Source organism: Variovorax sp. FG153, assembly GCF_057809595.1.
This window is the reverse complement of the sequence record NZ_JBMDKG010000001.1, coordinates 500,180-517,312: the sequence shown is the minus strand read 5'-3', so window position 1 is coordinate 517,312 and position 17,133 is coordinate 500,180. Positions and strand designations below refer to the sequence as shown.

At 71.4% G+C, this 17,133-nt stretch carries 16 protein-coding genes and 1 pseudogene; 5 read left to right on the top strand and 12 right to left on the bottom strand.

What is annotated here, in order from left to right:
• The 5 genes from ACODT0_RS02455 to ACODT0_RS02435 form a co-directional block, all read right to left on the bottom strand.
• Entirely contained in the window at positions 1-1,689 is a 1,689-nt protein-coding gene (locus ACODT0_RS02455) for a dipeptide ABC transporter ATP-binding protein (protein WP_489040466.1), read from the bottom strand.
• Complete coding sequence (locus ACODT0_RS02450; protein ID WP_489040465.1) at positions 1,686-2,561, bottom strand: ABC transporter permease; 876 nt, start codon at positions 2,559-2,561, stop codon at positions 1,686-1,688. Before ACODT0_RS02450 ends, ACODT0_RS02455 begins: the two co-directional genes overlap by 4 nt.
• The gene (locus ACODT0_RS02445) at positions 2,558-3,475 is read right to left on the bottom strand and encodes an ABC transporter permease (RefSeq protein ID WP_093352605.1); all 918 of its coding nucleotides are present in this window, start codon (positions 3,473-3,475) and stop codon (positions 2,558-2,560) included. Before ACODT0_RS02445 ends, ACODT0_RS02450 begins: the two co-directional genes overlap by 4 nt.
• A 7-nt stretch (positions 3,476-3,482) precedes the next feature.
• Entirely contained in the window at positions 3,483-5,126 is a 1,644-nt protein-coding gene (locus tag ACODT0_RS02440) for an ABC transporter substrate-binding protein (protein WP_489040464.1), read from the bottom strand.
• A 218-nt stretch (positions 5,127-5,344) separates the two neighbouring features.
• Positions 5,345-7,027: a M14 family metallopeptidase gene (locus tag ACODT0_RS02435; protein ID WP_489040463.1), complete on the bottom strand. Its 1,683-nt coding sequence runs from the start codon at positions 7,025-7,027 to the stop codon at positions 5,345-5,347.
• Between the two features lie 197 nt (positions 7,028-7,224).
• Between ACODT0_RS02435 and ACODT0_RS02430 the strand changes: the two are divergent.
• The 3 genes and pseudogenes from ACODT0_RS02430 to ACODT0_RS02420 all read left to right on the top strand — a co-directional run.
• A pseudogene (locus ACODT0_RS02430) lies at positions 7,225-7,821 on the top strand (ABC transporter permease); the annotation flags it as partial.
• 201 nt (positions 7,822-8,022) lie between these two features.
• Positions 8,023-8,757 (top strand): ABC transporter ATP-binding protein, encoded by a 735-nt coding sequence (locus ACODT0_RS02425; RefSeq protein ID WP_057591211.1) that lies wholly within the window; start codon positions 8,023-8,025, stop codon positions 8,755-8,757.
• 42 nt (positions 8,758-8,799) lie between these two features.
• Entirely contained in the window at positions 8,800-9,807 is a 1,008-nt protein-coding gene (locus tag ACODT0_RS02420; RefSeq protein WP_489040462.1) for an NrtA/SsuA/CpmA family ABC transporter substrate-binding protein, read from the top strand.
• Between the two features lie 39 nt (positions 9,808-9,846).
• Here ACODT0_RS02420 and ACODT0_RS02415 read toward each other — a convergent pair whose 3' ends face one another.
• Positions 9,847-11,268 (bottom strand): trypsin-like peptidase domain-containing protein, encoded by a 1,422-nt coding sequence (locus ACODT0_RS02415; RefSeq protein ID WP_489040461.1) that lies wholly within the window; start codon positions 11,266-11,268, stop codon positions 9,847-9,849.
• A gap of 224 nt (positions 11,269-11,492) precedes the next feature.
• Here ACODT0_RS02415 and ACODT0_RS02410 point away from each other — a divergent pair, with 224 nt between their 5' ends.
• Positions 11,493-12,380, top strand: coding sequence for a hypothetical protein (locus ACODT0_RS02410; protein WP_489040460.1), 888 nt, complete (start codon positions 11,493-11,495; stop codon positions 12,378-12,380).
• Positions 12,381-12,398: 18 nt separating this feature from the next.
• On the opposite strand, the gene ACODT0_RS02405 is transcribed toward ACODT0_RS02410, so the two are convergent.
• Positions 12,399-13,007, bottom strand: a complete 609-nt coding sequence (locus ACODT0_RS02405; RefSeq protein ID WP_489040458.1) for a TetR/AcrR family transcriptional regulator — start codon at positions 13,005-13,007, stop codon at positions 12,399-12,401.
• 78 nt (positions 13,008-13,085) lie between these two features.
• Between ACODT0_RS02405 and ACODT0_RS02400 the strand changes: the two genes are divergently transcribed.
• Entirely contained in the window at positions 13,086-13,709 is a 624-nt protein-coding gene (locus ACODT0_RS02400) for an NAD(P)H-dependent oxidoreductase (RefSeq protein ID WP_489040457.1), read from the top strand.
• 8 nt (positions 13,710-13,717) lie between these two features.
• On the opposite strand, the gene ACODT0_RS02395 is transcribed toward ACODT0_RS02400, so the two are convergent.
• The 5 genes from ACODT0_RS02395 to ACODT0_RS02375 all read right to left on the bottom strand — a co-directional run bounded on the left by ACODT0_RS02395 (position 13,718) and on the right by ACODT0_RS02375 (position 17,106).
• Positions 13,718-14,842: a 3-deoxy-7-phosphoheptulonate synthase gene (locus tag ACODT0_RS02395; protein WP_057591217.1), complete on the bottom strand. Its 1,125-nt coding sequence runs from the start codon at positions 14,840-14,842 to the stop codon at positions 13,718-13,720.
• Between the two features lie 57 nt (positions 14,843-14,899).
• Complete coding sequence (locus tag ACODT0_RS02390) at positions 14,900-15,136, bottom strand: hypothetical protein (RefSeq protein WP_296727040.1); 237 nt, start codon at positions 15,134-15,136, stop codon at positions 14,900-14,902.
• 40 nt (positions 15,137-15,176) lie between these two features.
• Positions 15,177-16,022 carry a 3-deoxy-8-phosphooctulonate synthase gene (kdsA, locus tag ACODT0_RS02385; protein ID WP_057591219.1) on the bottom strand — a complete coding sequence of 282 codons (846 nt, stop codon included), beginning with the start codon at positions 16,020-16,022 and terminating at the stop codon, positions 15,177-15,179.
• 71 nt (positions 16,023-16,093) lie between these two features.
• On the bottom strand, positions 16,094-16,603 hold the full coding sequence (locus ACODT0_RS02380; protein WP_489040456.1) for a molybdopterin-binding protein: 510 nt from the start codon (positions 16,601-16,603) through the stop codon (positions 16,094-16,096).
• A 167-nt stretch (positions 16,604-16,770) separates the two neighbouring features.
• Entirely contained in the window at positions 16,771-17,106 is a 336-nt protein-coding gene (locus tag ACODT0_RS02375) for a YnfA family protein (protein ID WP_489040455.1), read from the bottom strand.
• Positions 17,107-17,133 lie beyond the last annotated feature (27 nt).

Sequence of the window (17,133 nt, the reverse complement as noted above, 5' to 3'; positions counted from 1 at the left end):
TCAGGCCGCCAGCGGCTCGGGCACCGCGGCCAGCAGCGAGCGCGTGTAGTCGTGCGCGGGCCGCGACAGCACCTCCTCCACCGGCCCCTGCTCGACCAGCCGGCCACGGTTGAGCACCAGCACGCGGTCGGCCACGTGGCGCACGAGGTTGATGTCGTGCGAGATGAACAGCAGCGCCGTGCCCAGCCGCGACTGCAGCTCGGCGATCAGGTCGATGACCTGGGCCTGCACCGAGACGTCGAGCGCCGACACCGGCTCGTCGCAGACGATCAGCGCGGGCTGCGCCGCGAGCGCGCGCGCGATCGCCACGCGCTGGCGCTGCCCGCCCGAGAGCGAACGCGGAAAGCGCTCGGCCAGCTCGGGCGCCAGGCCCACCTGCTGCAGCAGCGCCGCGATGCGCGCGCCCACCTCGGCGCGCGGCAGGCCCTGCAGGTTCTCGGCGATCACCTGCGACACGCGGTAGCGCGGATCGAAGCTGCTCAGCGGATCCTGCGGGATGTACTGCAGCCGTGGCCGCAGCGGCCGCCGCGCGGCCTCGGAGATGCCCGACCACGGCTGGCCCAGCAGCCGCACCGTGCCCGCGTCGGGCTCGAGCAGGCCGAGCACGATCTTCGCGCAGGTGGACTTGCCCGAGCCAGATTCGCCGACCAGGCCGAGCACCTCGCCGGCCGCAATCGAGAACGACAGGTCCTCGAGCGCCACGAAGTCCTCGCGCGGACCCAGACCGCGCCGCACCGCGAAGCGCTTGCCGATGCCCCGGACCTCGAGCACCGGTGCCTGCGCGGCCGGCACCGGCGCGCGCGGCGGCAGCGGCTCGCGCACGATGCGCAGCCGCGCCTCGGGGCCCGCGCCGGTTGACTCGAAGCGCGCCGACGACAGTCGGCTGCCGCGCGAGGAGGTCGAGGGCACGGCCGCGATCAGCTGCCGGGTGTAGCCATGGCGCGGGCTCGACAGCACGTCGCGCACCGGGCCCTGCTCGAGCACGCGGCCATGGCGCATCACGAGCACACGGTCGGCGATGCCCGCCACCGCCGACAGGTCGTGGCTGATCAGCAGCAGGCCGCTGCCTTCGTCGCGCACGCGCTGCGCCAGCACCTCGATCACCTGCTTCTGCAGCGCCGCGTCGAGCGCGGTGGTCGGCTCGTCGGCCACGATCAGCGGCGGCAGGCCCGCGATGGCGGCCGCGATCAGCGCACGCTGGCGCAACCCGCCCGAGAGCTGGTGCGCGTACTGGCCGATGCGGCGTTCGGGATCGGGCATGCCCACGCGCGCGAGCGTTTCCAGCACGCGCCGGCGCACCGCCGCGCGGCCGCGCAGCAGGCCGTGATGCTCGAGCACCTCGCCGACCTCGCGGCCGATGGGGCGCAGCGGATCGAGCGACACCAGCGCGTCCTGCATCACCAGCCCCGCGAAGGTGCCGCGCAGGCGGCGCCAGTCGGCGGCATCGAAGCGGCTCGTGTCGCGCCCGTCGATCAGGAATTTGCGCGCGTTCACGCGCGCGCTCGGCCCGGCGAGCGCGAGCAGGCTGCGCGCGGTCACGCTCTTGCCCGAGCCCGACTCGCCGACCAGCGCCACGCATTCGCCGCGCGCGATGCGCAGGTCGAGCGCCTCGACCACGGTGCGCTCGCCCGCGGGCGTGTCGAAGCGGACCGTAAGGCCTTCCACGTCGACCAGCGGAACATCGCTCATGCCAGCCTCCCCTCGAAGCGCCGCTGCAGATGGTGGCCGAGCACGGTGAACGAGATCACCGTGAGCGTGATGGCCGCGCCCGGGAACACGCCGGGCCACCAGGCCACGCGCAGCACGTCGCGGCTCTCGGCCAGCATCACGCCCCACTCGGGCGTGGGCGGCTGCGGGCCGAGGCCCAGGAAGCTCAGGCCCGAGGCCGCGAGCACGGTCGATCCCACGTAGACGGTGGCGGTCACGGGCACCGCCACCAGCACGTTGGGCAGCAGGTGGCCGAAGAACACCTGGGCGCGGCTGCGGCCGTAGATGTAGGCATGGGTCACGTAGTCGGCCTGGCGCACGATGCGCGTCTGCGCGCGCACCACGCGCGCGAACTTCGGAACGCCCGCGATGCCGACCGCGAGCGCGATGTTGGCCAGCCCCGGGCCTAGGAACACCACCACCAGCATCGCCAGCAGCACGCCCGGAAAGGACGAGATCACGTCGAACAGCCGCGACAGCCCCTCGTCGAGCAGCCATTGCTTCTGGCCCGCCACCAGGCCCAGCAGCACGCCGGCCAGCACCGAGATCGCGGTGCCGCCGATGCCGATGAACAGCGAGTAGCGCGCGCCATTCACGGTGCGCGAGAGCACGTCGCGGCCGAGCCGGTCGGTGCCGAAGGGATGCTCGGCGCCCGGCGGCTGCAGCACCGCGAGGAAGTCGCCCTCGAGCGGATCGTGCGCGGCCAGCCAGCGCGGCGCGACGGTGGCGATCACCAGCAGCGCGACGAACAGCGCCGACAGCAGCACCGCGAGCGGCGGCAGGCGCCGGCGCGGTGCGCTCGACGCGGGAGCGCTGCCCGCGGGCAGCGCGACGGTCTCGGATGCGGAAGTCATGATGCCTTGAGCCTCGGGTCGATCAGTGCATAGAGCAGGTCCAGCAGGGTGGACGCCGCGACGTGGATGAAGGCCGCCAGCAGCACCACCGCGAGCACCACGGGCGCATCCTGGCTCAGCACCGCGTTGAGCGTGACGGTGCCCAGGCCGGGCCGGCCGAACACCTTCTCGGTGATGACGGCGCCGCCGAGCAGGCCGCCGATGATCCAGCCGCCGAGCGTGACCACCGGCAGCGCCGCATGGCGCAGCACGTGCCGCAGGCGCAGCCGCAGCTCGCCCAGGCCGCGCGCGCGCACCGTGACCACGAAGGGCTGTTCGAGCGCGCGCTCCATCGCCTCGCGCAGCACCTGCGCCAGCAGGCCCGCGGTCGGCAGCGCCAGCGCGGTCGCCGGCAGCACCAGCGCGCGCCAGTCGGCCGCGCCCGAGACCGGGAACCAGCGCAGCGTGAACGAGAAGGCCATCAGCAGCAGGATGCCGAGCCAGAACACCGGCGTGGAGGCGAACACCAGCTCCAGCGTGGAGGCCGCCGCGCGCGCGAAGCGCCCGCGGCCCGAGGTCAGCGTGGCCACCACCACCGCGAACAGCAGCGCCAGCACGCCGGCCGCGAGCGCGAGCTCGACCGTGGGCCACAGCTGCGCCATCACCACGCGTGCCACCGGCTGGCGCAGTTCGTACGAGGTGCCGAAGTCGCCGCTGGCGATGCGCGCCAGGAAGCCCAGGTACTGCTCCCACAGCGGGCGGTCCAGCCCCCACTCGGCCGCGATGGCCTCGCGCAGGCCCGGGTAGTCGAGGTCGCCGGCCAGGATGTCCTCGACCCGGCCCGGCAACGCATGCAGGGCCAGGAAGGCCGCGGTGGCGCTGCCCCACGCCACCAGCAGGCCGGCACCCAGCCGCGAGATCACCAGTCGCCACATGACGGGCTCAGCGCTCCGACAGCCACACGTCGTGGAAGTTCGACGGCGAATCGAGCTGCGTCTCGAACGACAGGCCGCGCACCCGGCTCTTGGCCGCGAGCTGGTAGTTGGCCGAGAACAGCGGCACGATGATGCCCTGGTCCACCGCGTGGCGCTGCGCGGCGTCGACCAGCTTCTTCTTCTCCTCGAGAGTCGTGGAAGCCAGCGCGTCGTTGATGTAGCCGAACAGCGTCCTGTCGCCCTTGTCGGCCACCGCGCGGATGAAGCCGCTCTCGCCGATGTTGCCCTGCAGCTCCTGCGCCGCGTCGGCCGGCAGGTAGGTGTTGGGATAGATGCTCCACGAGCCCTTCTGCAACTGCTGCGCCCACTCGCCGCCGGTGACGAAGCGCAGCCGCAGGTCGAAGCCCAGGTTCTTGCGCAGCTGCGCCTGCAGGCCCTGGATCAGCACGTCGCGGTTGTCGCGCACGAAGGGCTGCGGATAGCCGACCTCGATGGTCAGGCGCTGGCCGTCCTTGGTGCGGAAGCCCTCGGCGTCGCGGCCGGTCCAGCCCGCTTCGTCGAGCAGCTTGTTGGCCGCGGCCGGGTTGTTGCCCCAGCTGCCCTCGAGCGCCTTGTTGTAGAAGAAGCTGTCGGGTCCGATGTTCGACCAGGCGCGGCGGTAGGCGCCGCGGTAGACGCTCTTGACCAGCGCATCGATGTCGGCGCCGTCGCGCAGCGCGCGGCGCACGCGCACGTCGGTGGCCGGCGGGATCGTGTAGTTGACGTTGAGCGTGAACGAGGTCTGCGCGCCCGCGGGGCCGACCAGGAACTGGAAGCCCGGCTGGTCCTTGAACAGGCCCACGTCGGTGGGCTGTACGCCCTCGATCACGTCGACCTGGCCCGAGCTCAGCGCGCCCGCGCGCACCGCGTACTCGGGCAGGAAGCGCACCGTCACGCGGTCCAGCCAGGCCGGGCCCTGGTGCGCCGCATAGCCGGGCGCCCACTGGTAGCGCGGGTTGCGCGCGAAGCCGGCCGACTGGCCGCGCACGTAGTTCTGGAACACGAAGGGGCCGCTGCCCGCGATGGCCGGGCCGCCGCCGCAGAGGTCGTCGCCCGACTGCAGCGACTTCGGCGAGATCAGGCCCAGCCGCACGCTGGCGATCGATTCGAGCAGGCCCGAGTCGGGCCGGGCCAGCTGCAGCCGCACCTCGCTGGCCGACACCACCTGCACGCGCTCCACCGCCTTGAGCAGTTCGCCGGCGGCATTGGTGTTCTTCGTGTCACGCACGAAGTCGAAGTTGAACTTCACGGCCGCCGCGTCGAGCGGCGTGCCGTCATGGAACTGCAGGCCCGGCTTGAGCTTGAAGGCATAGGTCTTGCCGTCGGGCGAGACGCTCCATTCCAGCGCCAGCCAGGGCAGGAACTTGCCGCCCTTGCCCTTGGCGACCAGCGAGTCGATGTAGTTGCGGATCAGGATGTAGGAGTTCTGCTGCGTCGAGCGGTGCGGGTTGAAGCAGATCGGATCGGTGGTGACGCCGAAGACCACCTCGCCGCCCTGGCGCGGCGTGTCGGCGGCCAGCGCGAGGTTCATGCCGCAGGCCGCGAGCAGGCCGGCCTGGAGGATGCGCGGCAATGCGCGCCGCGGGGAAGCAAGGGCAAGGGAGATCTTCATGACGACGGAAAGGAACGTGGGAAAGCCGCGCGGACGAATCCGCGCCAGGAGGAGAGGACAAGGAGTCGGCGCGCGCGGCGCCGGCCGTGCAGGCCCGGGCGAACGCCCGTGCACGGGCAGCGCCGATCTTCGAAGCTCAGGGCTTCGCGGCTAACGAAAGTTTTCGCAGAAGCTATCTCGCTCAGCGCACATGGAGCGCTTCAGCGCCCTTCATCCGCTCAATCCAGAAGTCCGTCCCAGTAGAGACGCGCTGCAGCCAGCACGGTCCGCATCTGCGTCGTGTGCGCGAGCCTGAAGGCCGCGCCGCGCACGGTCTCGTCGGGGAACTCGCTGACCAGCGTGAACGGCACGGTCGAACGCTCGTCGGTGATCACCATGCAGGGAATGCCGTTGATGGGCGCGAACGGCAGCTCGCCGACGTGGGCATGCCACATGCGCTGCTGGAGCGCATTGAACGCGGCCAGTTCGGCCGAGCCCGCGAGCAGTTCCTTCGTGAGCGCATCGAGGAAGCGCAGGCCGTCGTGGCCCCGGTGCTGGCGCAGGATCAGGAAGAAGCCCTTGGGCACCGTCCACAGCTCGCTGCCGCGCGGCACATAGCCGGCGCGCGGGCGCGTCCATTCGTGCGCCGGGTAGCCATGCAGACTCAGGTGCAGGCGCGCGCCGGTGCGCGCGATCGCCTCGAGCCGCGGCGCCTTCTCGCCGAAGGGCGGCTTGGTGCGCGCCTCGAGGTCGTCGCCCAGCGCGGTGTAGCGCGCGGCATGCGCCATGTGCGTGGGATCGGTCTGCTGGAGCCGATGATGCAGCGCCGCGCCGTCGGGGTTCTCGAGCGCGACCAGCGCATAGTGCGCGCCGGGCAGCGCATTGAGCAGCGGTGCCGCGCGCAACGCGCCGACCACGCCCGAACTCTCGTTCGCATGCTGGCCGGCCGTGACCACCAGGCCCGGCAGCGTGCCGCGCACATGCAGGCCCGCGACCGGGCGGCCCTGGAACGAGGTCACGCCGAAGCGCTCGCCGGGCAGGCGCGCCATCGCGGCCTCGACCTCGACCGGGGCCAGCGAGCGGTCGGCGCTGTCGAGCACCAGGGCGGCGTCGACGGGCGGGTCGACCCGCCGATGCGCGGCCAGCCGCACCGTGACGCGCGTGTCGTCCTCGCTGCGCGAGATCAGCGGCACGATGTGGCCAGGCTGCAGCGTGCGATCGGCATCGTCGAGGCCGGCGCGCGCCTTGAAGAACTCGAGCGCGCCGTAGTAGCAGTCCTCGTGCAGCGCCTCGAAGGTGTCGATGGTCTCCTCGCCGAAGGGCAGCCGGCGTTCGATGCCGGTGGTGGCGATCGCGATCTCGAGCGTGTCGAACAGCGGCAGCGTGTCGCTCCAGGCATGGCCGCGCACCGCGTCGAGCGCGGCCGCGCAGGCGGCCTCGAACTCGGTGGGCAGCGCGGCGTCGTGCACCAGCGCGTCGCCATCCCAGACGCGCAGCCAGCCGCAGGGCGAGGCGGTGGCGTCGTTGGGCGCGAACACGCGCCACTGCCGCGCGCCGGCCGTCACGAGGTGCTCGCCGGGCAGCTCGCCGTCGGCGAAACGCAGCGCGACGTCCTCGCCGAGCAGGCCGGCCAGCGGATAGGCCTCGAGGCGAAAGCGCTGGCCCTGGCCCGCGGGCGTGCGGACCTCGACCGAGGTCGCCCCATCGCCCTCGAATTCCTCGAGAAAGAAATGCACCAGCGGCTTGTAGGCGCTGCGCAGCACGGCCTGCACGCCTGCCGCGGCGAGCGCCTGCTCGGCGGCGCGGCGCATCGGCGCGTCCTCGAACAGCCAGGCTTCGATGCGCGTGACCGGATTGGCGCCGAAGCGTTCGACCAGTTGCACCAGCGTGCGGGGGAAGGTGGCGTCGAGCAGCAGGGTCATGGCGGGAAGAATAAACCGCCTCGCGGCGTGGGGTTACCAACGGGCAGACACGCGGCCCCGGGGACAGGCGCCCCAGTCTTGGCCCTCGGGCGCGCAATGCAAGCACGGAATCCGCATACGTTGAACCGTTTTCGTTCTTTGGCCCGCAGGTGGGCGCACGCTAGCCTGCGCCGGCTCCCGACTCACGGGGACCCCTCATGGAAAGCCTCGCCTCGATGTCTCATGTCTTCGACAACCTCCCGCTGCCCACGGCACCCGTTGCCGTCGAGCCGGCCGCCAAGCCGTTGCCGCCGCGCCGCGCGCCACGCGTGCTGTCGCGCAACCGGCTGCTGCTGATCTCCTGGCTGGTGCCGGCCCTGGTGCTGGTGGCGTGGGAGCTGGCGGCGCGGGCCGGCCATCTCTCGATCCATGTGCTGCCCGCGCCCAGCAAGGTGGCGGCCACGGCCTGGGGCCTGATCCAGGAAGGACGGCTGATCAGCGACATGGGCACGAGCCTGCTGCGCGCGGCCGCCGGCTTCGCGATCGGCGGCTCGATCGGCTTCGCGCTCGGCACGGTGGTGGGCTTCTCGCGGCTGGCCGAGGCGCTGTTCGACCGCAGCATCCAGATGATCCGCGCCATTCCCTTCCTCGCGATGCTGCCGCTGGTGATCGTCTGGTTCGGCGTGGACGAGGGCGGCAAGATCTTCCTGGTGTCGCTGGGCGTGATGTTCCCGATCTACATCAACACCGTGCTGGGCATCCGGCAGGTCGACCCCAAGCTGCTCGAACTCGGCCGCGTGACGGGCCTGAGCAATGCCACGCTGATCCGGCGCATCGTGCTGCCGGGCGCGCTGCCCTCGATCCTCGCGGGATGCGCGCGAGTTCCTGCGCACCGACGTGATCGTGCTGACCATCGTGGTCTACGCCACCATCGGCGTGGCCTCGGATGCGGTGGCCCGGCTGCTCGAACGCCGGCTGCTGGCCTGGCATCCCAACTACGCGGCGGGGGAACGGCGATGAGCGCGCAGCCATCGCAACCCGAGGCGCCCGCCGTCGTCGTGCACGGCCTGCAGCGCCGCTATGGCGAGCGCACCGTGATCGGCGGGCTCGACCTGCGCATCGCGCGCGGCGAGTTCGTCGCGCTGCTCGGCGAGAGCGGCTGCGGCAAGACCACGCTGCTGCGCGCGCTCGCCGGCCTCGATGCCATCGACGGCGGGCGCATCGACGGACCGCGCCAGCCCGCGGTGGTGTTCCAGGAGCACCGGCTGCTGCCGTGGGATTCGCTCTGGCGCAATGTCTCGCTGGGCCTCGACGAGGCCACCGGCAAGGCGCTCGCTCAGGCTGCGCTGGCCGAGGTCGGCCTCGGCGACCGGCTCGACGACTGGCCGCGCAATCTCTCGGGCGGCCAGGCGCAGCGCGTGGCGCTGGCGCGCGCGCTGGTGCGCGAGCCCCGGCTGTTGCTGCTCGACGAGCCCTTCGCCGCGCTCGACGCGCTCACGCGCATCCGCATGCATGGCCTGGTGAAGGAGCTGGTGCGCCGCCACCGGCCCGGCGTGCTGCTGGTCACGCACGACGTCGACGAGGCGGTGGCGCTGGCCGACCGCGTGCTCGTGATGCGCGACGGCGCGATCGCGAGCGAATACGCCGTGTCGCCCGAAGCCAATGCCAGGCGCACGCATCCCGATGCCACGGCGCTGCGCGAGGCGCTGCTGGCCGAGCTCGGCGTGGCGGCCGACAGCGTGCCCGCCTGAACCTCCTTTTCGTTTTCCTTTCTCCACCGGCCTCCTCCCTTCATGACCTCCTCGTTCTCCCCGGCCTCGCGCCGCAGCTTCCTGCAGACCGCCGTCGTCGGCGCCGGCGCCCTGGCCACGGGCCTGGCCCAGGCGCAGGCCGCCGCCCCGGCCAAGGCCACGCGCAACACCGACACCGTGCGCCTCACCTGGGGCCGCGGCGGCCTGCCCGCGCTGGCGAAGAACCGCGGCGAGTTCGAGAAGCTGCTCGCCAGGGACGGCATCAAGGTGCAGTGGATCGGCCCCTTCCCCAACCACGCGCCCTCGCTGCAGGCCGTGACCGGCGGCAGCGCCGACTTCGGCTTCGGCGGCAGCACCACGCCCGCGCTGGCCGCCATGCTCGCGGGCTCGCCGCTGGTGTTCACTCAGTTCGCCATCGTCGAGCCGCGCAGCACCGCGATCATCGCCAAGGACGGCTCGGGCATCGACAAGGTGCAGGACCTGGTGGGCAAGTCGGTCGCGGTCAACCGCTCGGGCCTCGGCGAGTTCCTGCTGGTGGCCGCGCTCGAGAAGCACAACATCGACCGCGGCAAGGTCAAGTTCGTCTACCTCAATCCGCCCGACGCCGGCCCGGCCTTCGCGCAGGGCAAGATCGACGCCTGGTCGATGTGGAGCCCGGGCGTGGACATCGCGCGCACCGAGTACAAGGCGCACGACGTCTTCTTCGAGGGCCGCGACCTCGACTTCCTGATCGACTTCAACTCCTACGTCACGCATCGCAAGTTCGCCGAGGAGAACGTGGCCATCGTGCGCGCCGTGAACGCGGCCTACGCGGCCGAGGCGAAATGGATCAGCGAGCATCCGGTGGAAGCCGAGACGCTGAACCAGCAGGACGCCGGCTACAGCGACGCGGTGCGCGACACCCTGGTCAAGCTCAAGCGCCGCTGGGACGTGCGCGGCGTGCAGGACGCGAAGTTCCTGCAGGAATTCCAGAAGGCCTCCGACTGGCTGTCGGAGCGCAAGATCCTGCCGCAGAAGGCCAGGGTCACGGACTACCTCGCGCGGCTGTGAGGACGGGGCGACGCCTCGCGGCAGGAAGGCGACGGCCCCTCAGCCGCAGCGCGGCTCGCCCGCGCGAGTGCAGATCGGCACGAAGATGCGCGTGCCCGCGCGCTGCACCAGCAGCGCCGCCGTGCCGTCGGCCGTGTCGAGCTGCTGCGCCAGCGCCTCGGCGCTGTCGATCGGCTGGCCGTTGAGCGCGAGGATCAGGTCGCCCGGCTGCACGCCCGCGCGCGAGGCCGCCGCGTTCACGCGCTGCACCAGCAGGCCGCCCTCCACGCGCAGCAACTGCCGCTCGGCCGGCGCCAGCGGACGCACCGCGAAGCCCAGGCGCGACGGCGCGCTCGCGGCACCTGTCGCCAGCGGCGGCGTCTCGAAACCGTCGACGCGCACCTCGAGCACCTGCTCCGTGCGGTCGCGCCACACCATCAGGCGCACGCTGTCGCCCGGCGTCTGCTCGGCGATGAAGCCCAGCGCATCGGCCGCCTGCACCACCTCGCGGCCCTGCACCGCCAGGATCACGTCGCCCGGCCTCAGCCCGCCGGTCTCGGCCGCGCCGCGCGGCTCCACGTAGTTCACCAGCGCGCCGGCCGGGCGCGACAGGCGGAAGGTGTCGGCCAGCGCCTGCCCCACCTCCTGCACCGACACGCCGATGCGCCCGCGCGTGACCTTGCCGGTGGCCAGCAACTGGTCCTTGATGCGCATGGCCGCGTCGATCGGAATCGCGAACGAGAGGCCCTGGTAACCACCGCTGCGGCTGTAGATGCGCGAGTTGATGCCGATCACCTCGCCGCGCAGGTTGAACAGCGGCCCGCCCGAATTGCCGGGGTTGATCGGCACGTCGGTCTGCAGGAACTGCATGTACTCCGCGCCCGGCAGCAAGCGCCCCTTCGCGCTCACGATGCCGGCCGTCACCGAGTTGCCGAAGCCGTAGGGCGAGCCGATCGCCACCACGCCGTCGCCCGGCTCCACGCTCGAGGGCTCGCCGATGCGCACCGTGGGCAGGCCGCTCGCATCGATCTTGAGCAAGGCCACGTCGGCCACCGCGTCGAGCCCGACCAGGCGCGCGCGGAACTCGCGCCGGTCCGGCAGCTTCACCGTGATCTGCGTGCCGCGCGCCACCACGTGCGCGTTGGTCAGGATCAGCCCGTCGGCGCTGATGAGAAAGCCGGTGCCCAAGCTGGCCTGGTCGGTCTCGGCGGGCTGCGGCTGCGCGCCGGGCACCAGCAGCAGCCAGCGGTCGCTGAGGCGGCGCGCCGGCGCCGAAGGCCGCTCCACGCCGATGTGGACCACGGCCGGGCCGTAGCGCTTGACCAGCTCCGCGAGCCCCGAACTCGGCCAGGGCATCGCGGCCTGCAGCGGCAGGCCGAACGCCAGCCCCGCGAGCACGACGGCCAATGCCGCGCAGAAGCGCCACGTCCGCGTGCTCGCTCTGGCGGCGCGCGGCGAGAGTCTGGCGGACGAGACGGTCATGGCGGTCTTTCAGGAGCAAGGTGGGCCCAGCCGCACGACGCGCCGACGAACAGGGTCGAGGCGCGCGGACGGCGTGGGCCTCGAAGACAAGACGGTCCGGCGCTTGCCGGACTGCGCTTTGTCATGAAAATTTCATGAAAGGCCGGGCGCCGACGCCGCGTGCTAACGTCGACGCCAAAGGGGCCTCGGCCGAGGCTCCGACCACTCCGACGAAGATGGGATCGATGAGCCTGACCCGCGCCTGGTCGCGCCTCCAGTCACTGCGCGACCAGCCCGCCCGCAGCGATGTGCTGCTGACGCGCGCGGCCCTGATCCTCTGCGTTCCGATCATGCTGGCCTACGGCTGCGCCGGGCTCGTCTATGGCGAGCTGCCGATGCTCACGCCCTTCGGCTTCGTCGAGATGCCCGGTGCCTGCGCCTGGCTCACGGCCGCGATGGCCTTCGCGCTCGCGGTGCTGGCGACCGACTGGCTGGTGCGTGGCGAGCTGGCCACCCCGCGTGCCTCGGTGATCGTCACGACGCGCTCATGGCGCATGGGCGATCCGCCGATGCCCGCCCTGCCCCCGCATGTGTGGCCGCAACCGCGCAGCTCGCCGCTGCGCATCGCCTGCCTCGGCATCGCGGCGGTGGCCTGTGCCTCGGCGCTGGTGGGACGCATCACGCTCGCGCTGGGCTGGCAGGCCTTCGCGCGGCCGGGCGGGCTGGCGCCGAACGCGGAATGGCCGCTCTATCCGCTGCAATGGCTCTGGCCCTGGCTGCTGCCGCTGACACGCCAGCCCGTGCTGCTGGGCACGATCGTGGTGGGCGCGGTGCTGCTGCTGGCCGCCTATCTGCTGGCATGGCGCAAGGTGCGCGGCGCCTGGCTGCCGTTCATCACGATGCTGCCGCTGCTGTTGGCGGTTCATTTCCTCGGCGCGGCCGGCTTCGATTTCGCGGGCGCGCGAGGCCTCGGCGGGATCGTCGAGCCCGAGCTGTCGGCCGCGCTGGCGCAGCGCCCCGGGCACTACAACATCCACACCTTCCTGAGCCTGTGGGGCGCCATCGGGGCACTCACGGTCGGGCTGATCGGGGGCTTCTGGCTCGAGTCCTCGTCGGTGCTCGAAGAGGACTGATCCCGGGACGCGAGCGGCTCAGGTCCTGCGCGCGATGCGCACGATGGCGTCGTAGATCTCATGCTCCGCGTCCGCCGGCTCGATCTCTCCCGCGGCGGCCGCGAACGACACGGCCTCGGCCGTGCCCAGCATCGCGCGCATGCCCGCCAGCGCGAGCGGCTGTTTCGCGAAGGGCTGCAGCGCATCGCGGCACTTGGCGAGGAACAGCGCCTCGTGCTCCTTCTTGAGCGCATCGAGCTCGGGCGAACCGGCCAGCGCAGCGCTCACGCCGGGCATCTCGCGGCCCATCTCCATCACGCAGTTGACGTAGGTGGCGGCGATCACCTTGGCCACGGCCGGCAGCGACCGGGCCGCGACTCGCAGGGCCTCATCCATCAGCGCGTGCTGCCGGCCGTCGTACTCCTCGTAGAGCACGCCGAGCAGCCCGGTGCGCGTGCCGAAGTGGTCGTAGACCACGGGTTTGGTCACGCCCGCGCGCTCGGCCAGGTAGCCCAGCGTGAGCGCGTCGGTGCCCTCGCCGCGCACGATGGACCAGGCCACGTCCATGAGCTGGCGGTTGCGCTCCTCCTTGGGCAGACGCTTCTTCGCCGCGACGGGCGCGGGCGGTTTCGGGGGGGTGCTTGACATGATTAACCTACCAAAGATAACCTACAAAAAGTAATCTACCAATAGTAGTTTAAATCCATCCGCAAGAAAGGAAGCTTCATGCACGCCCTCGTCGTCGTCAGCCACCCCGATCCGAAATCGCTCACGCATGCCGTCGCGCGCGCCTACGCCGAGGGCGTGGCGGCCTCCGGCGACCACAGCACCGAGATCGCCGACCTCGCCGCGGAGGGCTTCCAGCCGGCCTTCGGCCAGGCCGACGCCACCGCCTACCTGCTGCAGGCGCCGCTGCCGGCCGACGTGCTGCGCGAGCAGCAGCGCATCGACCGCGCCGACGCGCTGGTGCTCGTCTATCCCGTCTACTGGTGGTCGTTCCCGGGCCAGCTCAAGGGCTGGATCGACCGCGTGTTCTCCAACGGCTGGGCCTACGACGAGCGGCCCGACGGCTCGCTCGGCAAGCGGCTCGGCCACCTCCCGATCCACCTGATCGGCATCGGCGGCGCGGACGGCGGCACCTATGCGCGGCACGGCTACGACAAGGCGATGCGCACGCAGATCGACCACGGCATCTTCGATTTCTGCGGCGCGCCGGTGCGCACCTCGGAGTTCCTGGTCGATGTGAATGGGCGGGGCGGGGCCGCGCACCTGGTCACCGCGCGGGGGCTCGGCAGCAACGCGTTCGCGAAGGAAGCGCCGCAGCGAGCGGCTGCCGAGCTGGCGGGCTAACCCCAGGCTCAGCCCTTCGCCAGCCGCCGCCGCGCCTTCACCGCCGAAGCCAGCCCCTCGAGCACCGGCACCGTCTGCGCGAAGCCGATGCAGGCATCGGTGATCGAGACGCCGTGCTTGAGCGCCACGCCGGGCTGGAGGTCCTGCCGCCCTTCCTCGAGGTGGCTCTCGATCATGAGGCCGGTGATGCGCCGCTCGCCGCCCGCGATCTGCGCCGCGACGTCCTCGGCCACCACGATCTGGCGCTGGTGCTGCTTGCTGCTGTTGCCGTGCGAGACGTCGATCATGACCTGCGGCCGCAGGCCGTTCGCCAGCAGCGCCTGGCAGCTGGACTCGACGTCGGCGGCCGAATAGTTGGGCGCCTTGCCGCCGCGCAGGATCACGTGGCAGTCGTCGTTGCCACGCGTTTCGAAGATCGCCGCCATGCCCATCTTGGTCATGCCCATGAAGGCATGCGGCGCACGGGCCGCGAGGATGGCGTCGGCCGCGACCTTGACGCTGCCGTCGGTGCCGTTCTTGAAGCCGACGGGGCAGCTCAGGCCCGAGGCCAGCTGCCGGTGGCTCTGGCTCTCGGTGGTGCGCGCGCCGATGGCGCCCCAGGCGATCAGGTCGGCGATGAACTGCGGGCTCAGCAGGTCGAGGAACTCGGTGCCGGTCGGCAGGCCCAGCGTGGTCAGCTCGAGCAGCAGGCGCCGCGCGCGCTCCAGGCCCTCGTTGATGGCGAAGCTGCCGTCCAGGTGCGGGTCGTTGATGTACCCCTTCCAGCCCACGGTGGTGCGCGGCTTCTCGAAGTAGGCACGCATCACGATCAGCAGGTCGTCCTGCAGCGAATCGGCCAACTTCTTGAGGCGCTGCGCGTATTCGATGGCCTGGTCGTGGTCGTGGATCGAGCACGGGCCGACCACCACCACCAGCCGGTCGTCGCGGCCATGCAGCACGTCGGCGATCGCGGCGCGGGCGCCCTCGACCAGCGCCAGGGTGTTGTCGCGCACGGGCACGCGCTCCTGCAGCAGGGCGGGGGTCATGAGCGGGCGCACGGCGCCGATGCGCACGTCGTCGATCCGGGTGGTGTCGAGCGTGCTGTCGCGGGAGCCGATTTCGGCGTCGTGGAGGGGGTCGTCGAGGCGGGGCATGGTCGTGGGTGGAATGTCGGAGGGCCCGCCGATTGTCCCCGAACGCACCCATGGCCCTCAGAGGAAGCGCGAGCGCCTTTCGTCGCGCGGGCCGACCGCGAGGTCCTCCGACAGTCCCTTGAGCACGGCATAGCCGGCCTGGAGCGCATCGAGGTAGGTGGCAAATCCCGCCGCGGCTTCGAGCAGGCGCTCGTACTCGGGCGAACCGTCGAACGACTCGAGCAGCACCCAGTAGTACTCGCTCGTGTCGTGTTGTTCCACCGTCAGCGCGATGGAGATGAGAGGGCCGAACATGCGGGGATGCTCGCAGTCCCGCATGACGGTCTGAAGAAAGCTAGATCTGCAGGACGGGGAACGACTTCACGAGGTCGTCGAGCGCCTTGAGTTGCGCCATCAAGGGCTCGAGCTGGTGCAGCGGCAGCGCGCTCGGTCCGTCGCACTTGGCCTGGGCCGGATCGGGATGGGCCTCGATGAACAGGCCCGCGAGGCCCAGCGCCATGCCCGCGCGCGCGAGGTCCACCAGCTGTTCGCGGCGGCCGCCCGAGGCGGCGGCGCCGGCCTCGCGCTGCTGCAGCGCATGGGTCACGTCGAAGATCACCGGCAGGTCGCCCGTGGTCTTCTTCATCACGCCGAAGCCCAGCATGTCGACCACCAGGTTGTCGTAGCCGAAGCAGGTGCCGCGGTCGCACAGGATGATCTGGTCGTTGCCCGCTTCCCTGAACTTCTCGACGATGTTGAACATCTGGCTCGGGCTCAGGAACTGCGGCTTCTTGATGTTGATGACGCGGCCGGTCTTCGCGAGCGCCACCACCAGGTCGGTCTGGCGCGCGAGAAAGGCCGGCAGCTGCAGCACGTCGACCACCTCGGCCACCGGCGCGGCCTGGGCCGGCTCGTGGACGTCGGTCAGCACCGGCACGCCGAAGGCCGTCTTCACCTCCTGCAGGATGCGCAGGCCCTCGTCGAGGCCGGGGCCGCGGTACGAGTGGATCGACGAGCGGTTGGCCTTGTCGAAGCTTCCCTTGAACACGTAGGGAATGCCGAGCTTGCCGGTGACGCGCACGAATTCTTCGGCGGTGCGCAGCGCCAGGTCCTTCGACTCGAGCACGTTGACGCCGCCGAACAGCACGAAGGGGCCGTCGTTGCGCACGCCGATACCGGGGGGGATGGTGACGTTTTTCATGGGGGAGCTCCTGTCCTGAATCTTGGGGCCTATTGTCGGCGCTCCCGGCGGCCGGGCCCCAGGCCGGGCGTTCAGGGCATCTTCACGGCGATCTGCAGCAGTCCGCGCAGGTGGCGCGGCCCCAGGCGCGCGTCGTTGGCCGAGATCAGGCACAGCGCGCCCAGGTGCGGCTCGAGCGGGCCACCGTTCTTCTCGTACAGCACCAGCGCCTTCTCGCCGATCGTGCTGTTGTAGAGCTCGTTCCAGCTGAAGATGGCCTGGTAGCCGTCGTCGCCCAGCGCGACCACCACGCAGCGCTTGAGCTCCGAGCGCGGCCGCTCGGAGAAGCCGCAGGCATCGAGCACGTCGACCAGCCGCGCGCCCGCGTAGCTGTCGACCTGCGCCACGGCGCGGCCCGAATAGCACAGCACCTGGGTCGGGCCGAGGTCGTGGCGCGCCATGCGCTCGAGCGCCTCGCGCGAGAACGCGGCCGGCCGCGGCACGCCGCCGAGCACATGCAACAGGGCCCCCGCGCGCGGATTCGGGCTTTCTTCGCCCGCGAAGCGACGCTGCTCCACGGGCACAACGGCATCCAGGCTCATCGTGGTTCCTCGGTGATCGACAGGTGGCAGGCCGGCATTCTGCGCGGCGCGCCCGGTCGGCGCGATCCGCTTCGGCGTATGGCCGCCATCCGCGAAACAGGATTTCGCCATATTCCAACTGACATAGCGAAAACCGGAATCTACCCCGATCCGATGCCCCTTGCGGCTCAGCGCCCCAGCCGCGGCCCGGCCATGATGATGAACATGCCGAGCAGGCTGACTCCCACGCCCACCCAGTCGGTCACGCTCGGCTGCACCTTGTCGACCGCCCAGAGCCACAGCACCGCCACGCCGATGTAGACGCCGCCATAGGCCGCGTACACCCGGCCCGCCGCGGTCGGGTGCAGGGTCAGCAACCAGGCGAACAGGGCCAGCGAAACCGCCGCGGGCAGCAGCAGCCAGGCCGAATGGCCCTGGCGCAGCCAGAGATAGGGCAGGTAGCAGCCGACGATCTCGGCCAGGGCGGTGGCGACGAAGAGGGCGAAGGTCTTGAGCAGGTCCATGCGGGGATTCTCGGTCCGGGCACGGCC

Bases quoted from the DNA above. Each gene is read 5' to 3' on its own strand.
- ACODT0_RS02455 (WP_489040466.1), bottom strand. From the start codon at position 1,689: ATGAGCGATGTTCCGCTGGTCGACGTGGAAGGCCTTACGGTCCGCTTC.
- ACODT0_RS02450 (WP_489040465.1), bottom strand. From the start codon at position 2,561: ATGACTTCCGCATCCGAGACCGTCGCGCTGCCCGCGGGCAGCGCTCCC.
- ACODT0_RS02445 (WP_093352605.1), bottom strand. From the start codon at position 3,475: ATGTGGCGACTGGTGATCTCGCGGCTGGGTGCCGGCCTGCTGGTGGCG.
- ACODT0_RS02440 (WP_489040464.1), bottom strand. From the start codon at position 5,126: ATGAAGATCTCCCTTGCCCTTGCTTCCCCGCGGCGCGCATTGCCGCGC.
- ACODT0_RS02435 (WP_489040463.1), bottom strand. From the start codon at position 7,027: ATGACCCTGCTGCTCGACGCCACCTTCCCCCGCACGCTGGTGCAACTG.
- ACODT0_RS02425 (WP_057591211.1), top strand. From the start codon at position 8,023: ATGAGCGCGCAGCCATCGCAACCCGAGGCGCCCGCCGTCGTCGTGCAC.
- ACODT0_RS02420 (WP_489040462.1), top strand. From the start codon at position 8,800: ATGACCTCCTCGTTCTCCCCGGCCTCGCGCCGCAGCTTCCTGCAGACC.
- ACODT0_RS02415 (WP_489040461.1), bottom strand. From the start codon at position 11,268: ATGACCGTCTCGTCCGCCAGACTCTCGCCGCGCGCCGCCAGAGCGAGC.
- ACODT0_RS02410 (WP_489040460.1), top strand. From the start codon at position 11,493: ATGAGCCTGACCCGCGCCTGGTCGCGCCTCCAGTCACTGCGCGACCAG.
- ACODT0_RS02405 (WP_489040458.1), bottom strand. From the start codon at position 13,007: ATGTCAAGCACCCCCCCGAAACCGCCCGCGCCCGTCGCGGCGAAGAAG.
- ACODT0_RS02400 (WP_489040457.1), top strand. From the start codon at position 13,086: ATGCACGCCCTCGTCGTCGTCAGCCACCCCGATCCGAAATCGCTCACG.
- ACODT0_RS02395 (WP_057591217.1), bottom strand. From the start codon at position 14,842: ATGCCCCGCCTCGACGACCCCCTCCACGACGCCGAAATCGGCTCCCGC.
- ACODT0_RS02390 (WP_296727040.1), bottom strand. From the start codon at position 15,136: ATGTTCGGCCCTCTCATCTCCATCGCGCTGACGGTGGAACAACACGAC.
- kdsA (WP_057591219.1), bottom strand. From the start codon at position 16,022: ATGAAAAACGTCACCATCCCCCCCGGTATCGGCGTGCGCAACGACGGC.
- ACODT0_RS02380 (WP_489040456.1), bottom strand. From the start codon at position 16,603: ATGAGCCTGGATGCCGTTGTGCCCGTGGAGCAGCGTCGCTTCGCGGGC.
- ACODT0_RS02375 (WP_489040455.1), bottom strand. From the start codon at position 17,106: ATGGACCTGCTCAAGACCTTCGCCCTCTTCGTCGCCACCGCCCTGGCC.